Raw genomic sequence first — 13,230 nt, forward strand, 5'->3', positions numbered from 1 at the left:
ATTCGAGGCCGGACGGCGTCGGGCGGCACCGATTGAAAGATCAAAGTGGCGCCGGGTTAGCATATGAGCGTCGCCTAGCTCGAAAGATAAACCTGTGACTGTCAATGACGACTCGTTCACCAACTGGAAGAACCGCGAGGAGATCGCGGAGTCGATGATCCCGATCATCGGGAAGCTGCACCGGGAGCGGGACGTCACCGTCCTGCTCCACAGCCGCTCCTTGGTGAACAAGTCGGTGGTCAGCCTCCTGAAGACCCACCGATTCGCCCGTCAGATAGCCGGGGCGGAACTCTCCGTCACCGAGACGCTGCCGTTCCTGAAGGCCCTCACCACGCTCGACCTCGGCCCCTCGCAGATCGACATCGGCCTGCTCGCCGAGTCCTTCAGGGCCGACGACCGCGGCCTGTCGGTGGCGGAGTTCACCGCCGAGGCCGTCGCCGGCGCCACGGGCGAGAACAAGATCGAGAGCCGCGAGGGACGCGACGTCGTCCTCTACGGCTTCGGCCGCATCGGCCGCCTCGTCGCCCGCCTGCTGATCGAGAAGGCGGGCTCCGGCAACGGCCTTCGCCTGCGCGCCGTCGTCGTCCGCAAGGGCGGCGAGCAGGACATCGTCAAGCGTGCCTCGCTGCTGCGCCGCGACTCCATCCACGGCCAGTTCCAGGGCACGATCACCGTCGACGAGGCGACCAGCACGATCGTCGCCAACGGCAACGTGATCAAGGTGATCTACGCCAACGACCCCTCCGAGGTCGACTACACGGCGTACGGCATCAAGGACGCCATCCTCATCGACAACACCGGCAAGTGGCGCGACCGCGAGGGGCTCTCCCAGCACCTGCGCCCCGGTATCGACAAGGTCGTCCTGACCGCGCCGGGCAAGGGCGACGTCCCGAACATCGTGCACGGCGTCAACCACGACATGATCAAGCCGGACGAGCAGATCCTGTCCTGCGCCTCCTGCACCACCAACGCGATCGTCCCGCCGCTCAAGGCGATGGCCGACGAGTACGGCGTGCTGCGCGGCCACGTGGAGACCGTCCACTCGTTCACCAACGACCAGAACCTCCTGGACAACTTCCACAAGGCCGACCGCCGAGGCCGCTCCGCGCCGCTGAACATGGTCATCACCGAGACCGGCGCCGCCTCCGCCGTCGCCAAGGCGCTGCCCGACCTCAAGGCGCCCATCACCGGCAGCTCGATCCGCGTCCCCGTCCCGGACGTCTCGATCGCCATCCTGAGCCTGCGCCTGGGCCGCGAGACCACCCGCGAGGAGGTCCTCGACCACCTCCGCGACGTCTCGCTGCACTCGCCGCTGAAGCGCCAGATCGACTTCACGACCGCTCCCGACGCCGTCTCGATGGACTTCGTCGGATCGCGCCACGCCTCGATCGTCGACGCGGGCGCCACCAAGGTCGACGGCGACAACGCGATCCTCTACCTCTGGTACGACAACGAGTTCGGCTACTCGTGCCAGGTGATCCGCGTCGTCCAGCACGTCTCCGGGGTCGAGTACCCGACCTACCCGGTGCCGGTGGCCTGATCGCGGCAGCTTTCACGGAGGGGCCCTGCCCGGATACCGCTATCCGGGCAGGGCCCCTCCGCCGTCCTTCTCGTCACTGCCGGTCGGGCACCCGCTGCCGCAGGACAAGACCGGGCACATCCGCCGCGCCCGCGACGGTCCCCCGGGCGAAGGCGGCCACGTACGCGCTCTCCCCCAGCGCCCGGCGCACCCGTACGACCGTCCGTGTGTGGACGTCGTGCAAGGGTGCGAGGCCACCGAGAGCGACCCCGGTCACCCGTCGCAACTGGGCGGCCGCGCCGAGGAGTTGCGCGGCGTAGTCGGGTTCGTCCGTCGCTTCGGCGGCCCAGGCGAGGGATTCCACGCCCCACACGGGCCCCCAGCGATCGTCCATGTCCCACTGGGGGACGAGGCTCTCGCGGATCAGGCGGGCCGCGTCATGCGGGTCGCCGTGCAGCAGTTCGGTCAGTCCGTGCACCCACTGCGTCCACGAGCAGGCCCAGGAACCGCCGCGGGCCAGGCCGTCGGCCACGTACTCCTCGCAGGCCGCGAACGCCGCGTCCCGTTCCCCGAAGAAGGTGCAGGCCATCGCCCAGAGCATGGTCGCCATGTGAGCGTCCCCGGTGAGACCGGCCTCCCCCATCCTGTGGCGGGCCTTGTCGAACAGCGCGATCGACGTGGGACAGCTGCGGATCAGTATGGCGTCGGCACCCTGGATGAAGAGGATGGACGGGAGCGGGGCGCCGCCGGGAGCCCGCTCGGCCAAGCGGTAGCAGGCGGTCAGATAGGTCCGGGCGGTGTCCTGTTCGCCCTGGCACATGGCCACCCACGCCTGGAGGGTCATGGCTCCGATCAGTGCGGGGTCCGGGCCGGGGGACGGCCCGACCGGTGCCAGCGTCCGCTCGAACCAGTGGCGTCCCTCGCCCAGCGTGCTGCTGAAGAACCAGAAGCGGGTGCGGGTGAGGTTCACCGTGATCTCAAGCCCTGCCCCCGCCTCGCCGGGGTGGGTGGCGCTGAAGTCCAGGGCGGCCCGGATGTTGGGCAGTTCGCGGCGGAGAGCGGTGAGCCCTTCGACCTCCAGGGGGCCGCACCACTGCGCCGCCGTCGTGGCCGCCATGGTCCGGTAGTAGTCCAGGTGCCGACGCCGCAGGACCGTCTCCTGCCCCAGGGCCCGCAGCCGGCGGCCTCCGTACTGGCGGATGGTCTCCAACAGCCGGTAGCGGGTGCGGCTCTCCCGGCTGCCCATGCTCAGGATCGACTTGTCGATCAGTCCCGAAAGGAGGCGTACGAGCTGCTCGCGGTCGATCCCGTCGCCCGAGCAGACCGTCTCCGCCGCTTCGAGTCCGAAGTCACCGGAGAAGACGGAGAGGCGGGCCCACAGGACCTGTTCCGGTTCCGTGCACAGGTCGTGGCTCCAGTCGACCACGCCGCGCAGCGTACGCACGTAGCGCGAGGCGGGGGTGTGCGGCGTTCCCGGGGTGCCGCGGGTGTCGGTGTCGGCCAGGAACTGGAAGCGGTCGTCGAGCCGTTCCAGGATCTCCTCCGCCGAGAACGTGGCAAGGCGGATCGCCGCCAGTTCGATCGCCAGCGGAATGCCGTCCAGGCGCCGGCACAGCTGATGGGCCGCGCCGCCGCCCGCCTCGACCACCCGCACGCCGGGCGCCGACGCCGCCGCCCGGTCGGACAGCAGCCGCAGGGCCTCGTCCTGGGTCAACGGCGCCAGGGGCAGCACGTGTTCGCCCTGGACGCGCAGGAGGTGACGGCTGGTGGCGAGGACCCGCAGACCGGGGGCCGCGCGCAGCAGCGTGTGGACCAGATCGGCGGTGGCGGTCACGACATGCTCGCAGTTGTCCAGGACCAGGAGGGTGCGCATGTCCCGCAGCCGCCGTACGAGGACCTCGCGGCCCGGAAGCGCGGACTGGTCATGGAACCCGAGGCCCTCGCACACGGCCCGGTCCAGGAGTCTGGGGTCGGTGAGCGGGGCCAGGTCCACCGTCCACACCCCGTCGGGGCACGAGCCCGCCGCGTCGGCGGCCACCCGCAGCGCCAGACGGGTCTTGCCGACCCCGCCCACGCCCGTCAGGGTGACCAGGCGCGCGACCTCCAGAAGCCGCCCGGCCTCGGCCCGCTCCCGGTCCCGCCCGACGAACGAGGTCGTCTCGGCGGGCAGCCCGCCGCCCAGCCCGCGGCCCCGCTCCGGGACAGTCGCGGCGGCCGGAGCGCTGCCCCGGACGGTGGTCGCCCGGCCGCCCGGCGACGACCAGGCCAGCTCGGGGTCGTCGGCCAGCATCCGGCGGTGCAGCTCGCGCAGTTCGGCGCCCGGATCCACGCCGAGCTCCTCCGCGAGCAGCGCCCTGACCGTGCGATAGCAGTGCAGCGCCTCGCCCTGGCGCCCGGCGCGGTGCAGGGCCAGCATCCGCTGCGCCCAGAACGGCTCCTGGAGAGGGTGCGAGCAGGTCAACTCGGCCAGTTCCGGGAGGAGTTCCGTATGCCTGCCCAGTACGAGGTCGGCGCCGACCCGCAGTTCCAGGGCCACCAGGCGGCGTTCGAGCAGGGCGGGCACGACGTCGCGCTGCAGGGCCGCCGAGGGGACGTCGCAGAGCGGACGTCCGCGCCACAGTCCCAGAGCCTCGGCCAGGAGCGCGGAGGAGCCTTCCGCGTCGTGCACCGACAGTGCCGACTTGGCGCGGCGCATCAGCAGGTCGAAGCGCCGCAGGTCGAGCTCGCCGTCGGCCACCTCGATCGCGTACCCGCGCGGATGGGTCCGCACCGGACCGTGGCCGCCCGCCCCGCCGAGGGCGCGGCGCAGTCTGAGTACGTGGTTCTGCAGGGTGTTGCGGGCGCCGCCCGGCGGGTCCTCGTCCCACAGCCGGTCCACCAGGGTGTCCAGCGGGACGACGCGCCCCGCGTCGAGCAGGAGGGTGGCGAGCACGATGCGTTGTTTGGTGGCCGGGATCGGCACGACGACACCGTCCCACACCACGTCGATCGGCCCCAGCAACCCGAATTCCCAGCTCATCGAGACCCCCGTCCACACCCACCCCGAACACGCTTTATCAGCGCACCGTGACGAAGGTATCGCAGACTGTGACTGCCGGGCGGGGGTCGTTGCGATCTCCCCACATTCCGGTGACACCCGGGAACGACGTTGCCCCGGGCGGCGCGCGTGACCGGCAAGTGACCGGCGTGACAGCGCGGCGGCGCACCGTTTCTCCCGTCAGCGACATCGGCGGCCGTGGGGCTGCGGGGAGGCAACGGGAGGATGAGTGCGCTGCACGATGCCGAGGAAGTATCGGCCACGCTCGCATGGACACGGTGGTTCCGCAGGACGGTCACCGTCAGGGACCTGCCGGGCCCCGGGACCGTGGTGGGCCGCCGCGTGGACGAGGCGGCCGCACGGCTGGCCGACCGGCGGCTCACCGACCGGCCGCGCACCGACCGGCCGTTGTGGTTCACCCCCGAGCGGCGCGCCGCCCTGCTCGCGGAGGCGCGCGAGGGAATCCGTAGCGACCCCGAGCACAACAACGGCAAGGTCAATGCCAAGTTCGGCCCGCTGGCCCGGGAACTGGTGCGCACGGTGGACCTGGCGCGGTACGTCGAGTCGGTGACCGGCGTCGCGGTCCGGCCGCCCCATGCCTCGACCTACCTGGGCTACCTGTTCGACGGCAGCGCCCTCGAACTGCACCTGGACGACGAGCGCTACGGCGACATCACCCTCCTCCTGTGCCTGCACCGCAAGCCGTCCGGCGACGGGAGCGCGGGCAGCCGCACCGTCTTCCTGGAGGGGCGCCGCCGCCGCTTCGTGGACCTCGCCGAGCGGGAAATCCTGGTCTTCGACGGGGTGTTCGCGCCGCACGGGCGCACTCCGGTGACCGGCGGCGAGGAGATCGTCCTGCTCAGCTTCGGATTCCGTGCCGCCAGGAACACGGCCGGACGCAGCGGCGACGTCGAGTTTCCGCCGGAGGCCTGAGCCCTCGGCGGGATGCAGAAAGAACGCGGGACGCAGAGAGAACACCGAGAAAGGAATGGACGCATGGGCGAAGAGAACGCTCCGCAGCCGGAAGAGACCGAGACGCACACCGCGGTACCCGACATCGACGACTTCGCGGTGACCGAGGTCGAGGACGCTTCCGCGGCCTTGATCCAGTACCGCCCCGACATGGGCTGAACCCACCGAGAAATCACCTGAGACTGCCGGCGCGGGGCTGCTGTGTCCCCGCGCCGGTGCCCCGGGCGACATATGAGGGGACACGAGGAGTTGCACACCGCAGACCTGAAGACCGACGGACGCTACCGGCTCAGTCCCGCCGTGCGGCTGTTGCCGCCGGACTCCTTCGGCAACCGGCAATGGTTCGCGGTCGATCTGGTGACCAAACGCCGGCTCGCCATCGGCAGGCACGCCGTGGCGCTGTGCGTACTCGCCGCGGGGCCGACCACCCTGGCAGAAGCGGTAAACGCCGTCGCCGACTACGCGGACGCACCCGTGGACGAACTGACCAAGACGTTCACGACGCTCCTGGACCAGGACATCCTGGTGGCGGCGGACCCCTCGGAGCAGAGCCGCTGGGTGGACGAACTGCTCGCCCAATGGCGGGCGTACGGCTGGGCCGAGGCCGCCGACCACCACTTGATGACCTTCGACTACCCCTTTTACGACTACAGCGCCGACGGCTGGACGCAGGACCGCGCCATCATGCGCGCCTACCGCGACGCCGAGTTCGACGGCCGGCGGTACAAGCCCGCGGACCGGGACCAATCGGCAGCACAGGGGCTGCCGGCGCCCCGGGTCACCGACATCCTGCCAACCCTGACCGCCGGGCTCGATGAGCTCAGCGGAACTCCCCGCCGCGCGAACACGATGGACGCGGAGGCCCTGCTGCGCCTGATGTCCGTCGTGTTCGGCATCCTGGAGAGCAAGGGCGGCGGGCCCGGCACGGCCCCCTTCATCCGGCGCACCAGCCCCTCGGGCGGGGCGCGCCATCCCTCGGAGGGGTACGTGTGCGTCTTCGACGTGCCGGGGCTCGAAGCGGGCTGGTATCACTACTCCTGCGGCGACGACGAGCTGTGCAAGGTCGCCGATTCTGATACCGAGCGCTCGCGTCGCGCACTGTTCGGGGCGCTGCGGGCGCCGTTCCCCGTCCGCGCCGTCCTGGTCATGACCAGCGTGTTCGGCCGCAACATGTACCGCTATCGCGAACCGCGCACGTTCCGCACCCTGTTCATGGACGTCGGCCACCTGCTCACCACCGCGGAGATCGTGGGGCGGGCCACGGGCATCTCCGTCTTCGGGCAGCACGGCATCGACGACGCGGTCATCGGTGATGTCCTGCGCCTCGCGCCGGACGAAGAAGCCCCGCTGCTCTCGGTCGCCCTGGGAGACGGCCGGCCGGTCCCCGAACCCCCTTCGCCCGAAAGGCCGTGAACGACATGGTCAGCCTGAGTTACGTGCGCGCCCTCCCGGCGCAGGAGAACAACGCCCGACGGCTCGAACTGGTCCGGCCGGGCAGCGCCAGAAAGTTCGGCCTGTCCACCGCGGCCGCCCTGGAGTACGTCTACGACGGGCCGCGCCGCGCCGAACTCGGCGCTCTCATCGGCGAGTCGCAGGACACACCGGAGAGGGACGGCGGGGACTTCGATCTGTGGATCGAGCGCAACTGGGAGTGGTGCGCCCCCTATTACCTGTTCTCGCGGCGTTCCGAGTACGCCGACGCGGACGACCCGGACGGCGAGATCCGGCGCCGGGTCCTGGGCACCTACCTGGCCGAAGGCGACCCGCCGCAGCCGACGCACACCGACCCTCCGACGATCCACCTCGACCACCGGGAAGTCTCCGCGAACCTCGACGTCGGAGGCACCCTGGCCGCCAGGCGCTCGGTGCCCCGGCCCCGGCGACGGCCCTTCTCCTCGGCCGAACTGGGCTGGATCCTGTACACCGGCTGCGCGCAGATGCGGGCCGCCCTGGCCCACCAGGCAGCAGCCGCCGAGGACCCCTTGGCGCTCCTGACCAGCTTCGGCAGCGCGCTGGACCTCTACGTCGTGGCCTACGCGGTGGACGGCCTGGCACCGGGCGTCTACCGCTACGACGTGGCGGAGGACGGCCTGAGCCCTCTGCCCGGCCGGCCGGACACCGACGCCCTGCGCCGGCGGATGTCCGAGATCCTCGTGGGCCAGCCCGCCCCTTTGTCGGCCGCGGCCACCGTGGTCCTGGCCGCCGACTTCGAGCGCTACCAGTGGCGTTACCGCCACGAACGGGCGCTGCGCCACCTGTGGCTGGACGCGGCGCACGCCATGGGCTACCTCCTGTTCAGCGCCACCGCACTGCGGAAGTCCACCCACATCAGCCCCGCCGCACGGGACTCGCAGGGCAACGCGTTCCTGGGGCTCTCCGACGCGCGCCACCAGATCATGTACTCCCTCAGTACGGGCTGACCGCAGTGAGCGCGCGGCTCGGGTCTCTCCCCGACCTCGATCCGGTGCTGGCCGGGGTTCTTGCCGACGCGGTGCGGTGGTTCTGCCGCACGTGTCCGCCGGCGGCCTGGCTCAGGGGTGCGGAGCCGGACTGGGACGGCCCTTGGGACAGGGAGGCGAGCAGGGCCGAGTTGCATGCCTTGTCCGCGCGCCTCTCCCCCGTGCCCGGCGCCGCGCCGACCGCCTGCGACCGGGCAGTGGCCCGGCAGTTGGGCGACTGGATCCACGGGCAGGACCGGTGGCTGCGACGGCTCGGGGAGCGCGGGACGACGCTGGCCGACGCCTGCGCGCAGAGCCGCGCGTTGGCGGCCGAGCGGCCCGAGTACGCGGAGGAGTGCCGTCGGTATGTCCGTGCGCTGAGAGCAGCCGCACGGCACCCGAGCCTGCTGCGGACGCCCCGCTCCCAAGAGGCCTCCCCCGACCGTTGGGCGGCGCCGCCCGGCGACACACACCGGGCCATGAGCGACCTGCTCCTCGAAACCGCCGCCGAGCACGCCACGGCCCGCCACCGGTATGCCGGTGAGGCAGCCGCCCTGGCACACGACCTGGCCGGGCACGAGCCGACCGCTCTTCTGCGCCTGCTCCTGACGACCGGGGCGCCCGGCCTGCCCACCGGATTCAAACCGCCCGAAATACGCCGGGCCCGCGGCCCCATGGCCGATCTCGTGCCGGTGGCCCTGTTCCGGCCCGATCACCGCGGCGGAGTGGTGTACCTCGGACCGCAGGTGCCCACGGCGCGCGAGGCGACGGCCCGTGACCGCCTTGCCCTGCTGCTGCTCCTGGCGCACGAGGCGTTCCCCGGCCACGCCCTGCACGCCCATCACGCCCGGCTGCGGTTCGGCGTCGCGGCGGCGGTCCTCGGGGAGACGAGCGCCCTGGAGGGCTGGGCGATGATCGCCGAGCAGCAGGCCGCCGAGAAGCATCCCGGCCTGGCCGAGATCACCTTGTGGTTCCGGGTGAAGCGGCTGCTGCCGGTGGTCGTGGCCGACGTAAGCGAGCGGCTCGGCGCCTGCGCGGCAAGGGAGATCGTGCGCCGCGTCGCCACCGCGTCGCCCGCGCTGTTCCGGGACATCCCAGCCGGTCACCAGCTCATCGAGGCGAACCGGGCCTACGCACAGGGGTACGTAGAGTCCCTGCGGGCACTGGACTCGATCAAGCGCGCCTCGGGGGCGACAGCAGTCGTCGCGGTTCAGCGTCTGATGTCGGCAGGGGGCATCCGGGCCGCCTGGCTGCCGGACGTCCTGGCGCGCCCGCTCGGCGGCCGCTCAGCCGCCGAGCAGCCGCCGGGCCCCCAGGGCCAGCGAGATCTCCACCAGGTCGCCGACCCGGGTGAGACTGCGGCCGGTCAGCTGCTCCACGCGGCGCAGCCGGTTGAGGACGGTGTTGCGGTGGCAGTAGAGGCGGGTGCCCGCGCGCTGTGCGGAGCCGTCGGCCTCCAGCCAGACGACGAGGGTGTCCAGGAGGAGGTCCTGGTCGGCGGGGTCGAGGGTGCGCAGCGGGCCCAGGACGCGCTCGGCCAGCGCCTCCGCGAGTTCGGGGGACGATACGACCAGGGCGTCGGGCAGGCGTTCGTCAAGCAGGACGGTGCCGCCGCTGCGGGGGCAGGCGCGCAGCGCCGTGTCGGCGAGGCGGCGGGCGTGGGGGACGGCGGCCAGGGTCTCCACGGGTGAGCCGATGCCGGCCCGGGCTCCGGGCGGCAGGGCGAGAGCGGAGCCGAGCGCGGAGAGTTCGGCCGCCGGGTCGCCGTCGGCGTCGCCGAGCAGCACCAGCGCGTACTGGATTCCTGGAGCGGTGTGGCGCAGGGTTCGCGTCCCGGTCGGCAGGGTCAGGCGGCTGTCGTCGCCCGCGAGGGCGATCACGGCGTACCAGCCGTCCTCGGGCAGCCCCAGGACGTCGGCGGCGGTGGGCAGGTCGGTGAGGCGGGCGCTGCCGTCCAGGAGGCTCGCGGTCAGCAGCCGCAGCCGGTTCTCGTGCTGCCAGGCCATGCGGCGCTCGGTGCGGCGGTAGGCGTCGGCGACCACCCGGCAGTGCTCGTCGACGAAGTTCCACACGTCCGTGGCGACATGGATGAGCAGGCGCATGTCGTCGGGGTTGCCGCGCGAGACCTCCTCGACCAGGCCCTGCCAGACCATCGCCCCGCCGAGCCGGAAGGCGTGCAGCAGCGCGTCGAGCGGCAGGCCCCGTTCGGCGCGCACCGCGGCGATCTGCACGGACGTGCGGTGGGCGGCTTCCCTGGTCCCGCCCGGCTCCAGGAGCGAGGTGACGCTGTAGCGCAGGGAGCGGTGGACCTCCTGCCACACCTCGGTGGGGCGGGTCTCGATGTCCGTCCGGTAGGCGGGCTCCTGCTCGCCCAGGGCGGCGACGAGCCGGTCGGTCATCGCGGCCAGGTCCCGCAGCAGGGCGCGCGCCGCGCGGTGCAGCACGGCGACGGCCTCGGCGTCCAGGAGGGAGCGTGAGCCCGGTGCGATGGGGGTGAGGACGGGTACTTCGTGCAGGGTTCCGACCCGTGACCGCAGGACGTGTGGCATGGGGCCTCCCCGGGGAATGTGCGCACAGCAGGATCTTCCTGACGCCCGAAGAATGGCATACCGCCCAGTCGGTACCTAGAGCTGTGCGGCAATCTCCACATCACGGTCCGGCAACTCACCCTCCCCGGCGAGCAGTCGCGACAGTTCGACGCGGGAGCGTACGCCCAGTGCGGCGAACACATTGCGCAGGTGGTGGTCGACGGTGCGGTGGCTCACCGAGAGGTGCACCGCCACCTCACGGTTGGTGGCACCCTCGGCCACATGACGGGCGATACGTCGCTGCTGCGGGGTCAGTGCCGCCAGCGGGCCCGGCCCCGGCTCCCCCGCCACCGCCTCGCCCGCGGCGCGCAGTTCACCGCGGCTGCGGTCCGCCCAGGCGCGCGCCCCGCACCGCTCGAAGCCGACCAGCGCGTCCCGCAGGGGCCCCCGGGCCTCGCGGGTGCGGCGCCTGCGGCGCAACCACTGGCCGTACAGCAGCTGCGTACGGGCGCGTTCGAACTCGCCGGGCGAGCGGTCGTGGTGCGCGAGCGCGTTCGCGTAGGCGGCGTCCGTCTGCTGGGGCGGGGCCAGCAGGGCGCGGCAGCGAGCCAGTTGGGCCGGCGCCTGCCGGTCCGCGGTGGCCTCGACCCAGCGGGTGAATTCCGCCGTGGCGGCTTGGGCCTCCGCCGTGCGTCCGGCCTGGACGGCCGCTTCGACGAAGCAGGGGACGGCCAGCTTCCGCACGGCGAAGTGCCCGCCGCGCGGTCCCGCAGCGACCAGCGGGGCCAGCCGGGCGGCCGCGTCTCCCGGACGCCCCGCGGCGAGATCCGCCCGGGCGACGGCCCAGACGGCGAGCGTGGCGGCCTGGGTGAGGCCGTGCGGTCCCGCCCCGTCCGCCGCGGCTGCCGCGTGCGCCGCGCAGGCCGCCGCGTCGCCCTCCACGGACGCGGCGAGCGCGAGGACCGCGTGCAGACAGACCGCGACGTTGGGCTGCCCGGTGCGGTGCGCGGCCCCGAGACCTTCGAGGGCGTGCGCCCTGGCCCTGGTGTGCCGGCCCGCGCGCAACTCTCCGTAGGCCAGGTGTTCCAGGGCGCGCGGCAGCAAAACTTCGGGGCCGTAGGCGCGCACGGCGGCAAGAGCGCGGGCGCCCGCCGCACAGGCCGTCTCGACCTCGCCGACGACCAGGGCCGCGCTACCGGCCCGCAGCAGCCCGGCGGGCTCGCTCTCCGTGGCCACGTCCTCCAGGCAGCGGCGCAGCAGCACGTGGCCTTCGGCGGTGCGGCCCGCGAGGACCGCGCACATCCCGGCGCGGTAGGCCTCCAGGGACGGGTCGTCGGTGCAGACGGGTAATCGCGCCATCGCCTCCTGGTAGGCCGCCGCGTCGCCCATCGCCCAGGCCGCCTCCGCCGCGCCGATCAGCGCGTGGCGGGCCGGTTCGGGCGGCAGCAGGACGGCCGCGGTGAGCAGCGCCTCCCTGGCGTCGGCGGCCGGGCCGTCGGCGAGGGACAGCAGGCCGCGCACCCGGTGCACGCCGCCGTGGGCGGGGGCGGCAGCGGTGCGGGCCAGCAGGGCGCGGGCCCGTACGGGGTCTCCCGCGAGGCGCGATGCCTCCGCCGCGTCGGCGAGACGGTCGGTGCGCAGTGTCGTGTCGGCGGTGAGCGCCGCGGCCCGGGCCAGGGCGGCGGAGCGCTCGGCGTAGGGGCGGGGTGCGGTGGCCGCCGCGGCGAGGTCTCCGGCGAGCCGCGCGTCGTGGTCCCCTGCCGCGCAGGCGAGTTGGACCAGGCGGGAGAGGCGGTCGCGGCAGGCCTCGGCGAGGCGGGCATGAGCGGCTCTGCGGCGGGCGAGGGGGGTGCGGCGCAGCATGGCGCGGCGCAGGAGCGGGTGGGTGAAGTGGAGGCGCCCGCCCGCTCCGACCACCGCTCCCGCCGCTTCGGCGGGGGCCAGTCCCGAGGAGGCGCCGCCGGCCCGCAGCAGCAGGGCCAGGTCCGCGCCCGCGCCGTCGGGCTCGTGTTCACCGGCCGCCGCGGCGAGCAGCAACAAGGTGCGGGCCGCAGCGGGCAGTGCGTCGATGCGGGCCGCGTAGGCGTCCAGGAGATCTTCTCCGCCGGGCAGCGGGTCGGGCAGCGGGGTGCGTCCGGCCAGCTGGTCGGGGGTCAGGGCCGCGACCAGGGCGGTGAGCAGGCGCGGATTGCCCGCGGCTTCGCGGATGAGCCAGGCGGCGACGACGGGGTCGGTGGCGCCCGGGGTGAGCCCGTCGAGCAGGGCGGCGGCCGCACCGTCGTTCAGGGGGCGCAGGCGCAGGGTGGCCAGACCGTCCGACTCGCCCGTGACGGCGCGGTGTTCGGCGAGGGTGAGCAGGACGGCCACGGGGCGCGCGGCGGGCAGGCGGCGCAGGTCGGCCAGGAGGGCGGCCCGGTCCGCGGGGTGCCAGGTGTGCGCGTCCTCGACGCAGACCAGGAGCGGGCCGTCCTGCGGCAGCGGCGCCGGTGCGGTCGGCTGGACCGAGGGGATCGGGGCGCAGATCGCCCGGGCGTGCTCCACGAGCGCGGTGCGGCCGAGGCCGGGCTGCGCGGCCAGGACGAGTACGCCGCCGCGACCGGCGCGCAAGCCGTTCACCAGGGATTCCACGGCGGCGGTCTCCTCGCGGCGGCCGTGGAGCTCGGGGGGCCGGAGCGCGCCGGGTACGGTCGTCGAAGGGGTCACGCTCGCACGTTACTTCCGCGTAACACAGCCCGG

The 13,230-nt window shown here is 73.3% G+C and carries 8 protein-coding genes; 5 read left to right on the forward strand and 3 right to left on the reverse strand.

Translation table 11 applies throughout. The features are described 5' to 3' along the window. Window positions 1-94 precede the first annotated feature (94 nt). Window positions 95-1,540: a glyceraldehyde-3-phosphate dehydrogenase gene (locus ACWFR3_RS03485; protein WP_453732855.1), complete on the forward strand. Its 1,446-nt coding sequence runs from the start codon at window positions 95-97 to the stop codon at window positions 1,538-1,540. 73 nt (window positions 1,541-1,613) lie between these two features. Here the strand turns inward: ACWFR3_RS03485 and ACWFR3_RS03490 are convergent, their stop codons facing one another. Next, window positions 1,614-4,538, reverse strand: a complete 2,925-nt coding sequence (locus ACWFR3_RS03490) for an AfsR/SARP family transcriptional regulator (protein ID WP_453732856.1) — start codon at window positions 4,536-4,538, stop codon at window positions 1,614-1,616. Window positions 4,539-4,781: 243 nt separating this feature from the next. On the opposite strand from ACWFR3_RS03490, the gene ACWFR3_RS03495 reads away from it, so the two are divergent. The 4 genes from ACWFR3_RS03495 to ACWFR3_RS03510 all read left to right on the forward strand — a co-directional run bounded on the left by ACWFR3_RS03495 (window position 4,782) and on the right by ACWFR3_RS03510 (window position 7,948). Further along, window positions 4,782-5,489: a hypothetical protein gene (locus ACWFR3_RS03495; protein ID WP_453732857.1), complete on the forward strand. Its 708-nt coding sequence runs from the start codon at window positions 4,782-4,784 to the stop codon at window positions 5,487-5,489. A 63-nt stretch (window positions 5,490-5,552) separates the two neighbouring features. Continuing rightward, window positions 5,553-5,687, forward strand: coding sequence for a hypothetical protein (locus ACWFR3_RS03500; protein ID WP_453732858.1), 135 nt, complete (start codon window positions 5,553-5,555; stop codon window positions 5,685-5,687). Between the two features lie 90 nt (window positions 5,688-5,777). Continuing rightward, window positions 5,778-6,941: a SagB/ThcOx family dehydrogenase gene (locus ACWFR3_RS03505; protein WP_453732859.1), complete on the forward strand. Its 1,164-nt coding sequence runs from the start codon at window positions 5,778-5,780 to the stop codon at window positions 6,939-6,941. Between the two features lie 23 nt (window positions 6,942-6,964). Next, a complete protein-coding gene (locus tag ACWFR3_RS03510) occupies window positions 6,965-7,948 on the forward strand; it encodes a SagB/ThcOx family dehydrogenase (RefSeq protein WP_453732860.1) in 984 nt (327 codons plus the stop codon). A gap of 1,304 nt (window positions 7,949-9,252) precedes the next feature. Here ACWFR3_RS03510 and ACWFR3_RS03515 read toward each other — a convergent pair. Both ACWFR3_RS03515 and ACWFR3_RS03520 read right to left on the reverse strand, forming a co-directional pair. Further along, window positions 9,253-10,515: a PucR family transcriptional regulator gene (locus ACWFR3_RS03515; RefSeq protein ID WP_453732861.1), complete on the reverse strand. Its 1,263-nt coding sequence runs from the start codon at window positions 10,513-10,515 to the stop codon at window positions 9,253-9,255. Between the two features lie 75 nt (window positions 10,516-10,590). Then, window positions 10,591-13,197, reverse strand: coding sequence for a LuxR C-terminal-related transcriptional regulator (locus tag ACWFR3_RS03520; RefSeq protein WP_453732862.1), 2,607 nt, complete (start codon window positions 13,195-13,197; stop codon window positions 10,591-10,593). Window positions 13,198-13,230 lie beyond the last annotated feature (33 nt).

This window comes from Streptomyces sp. NPDC055189 (assembly GCF_053606765.1).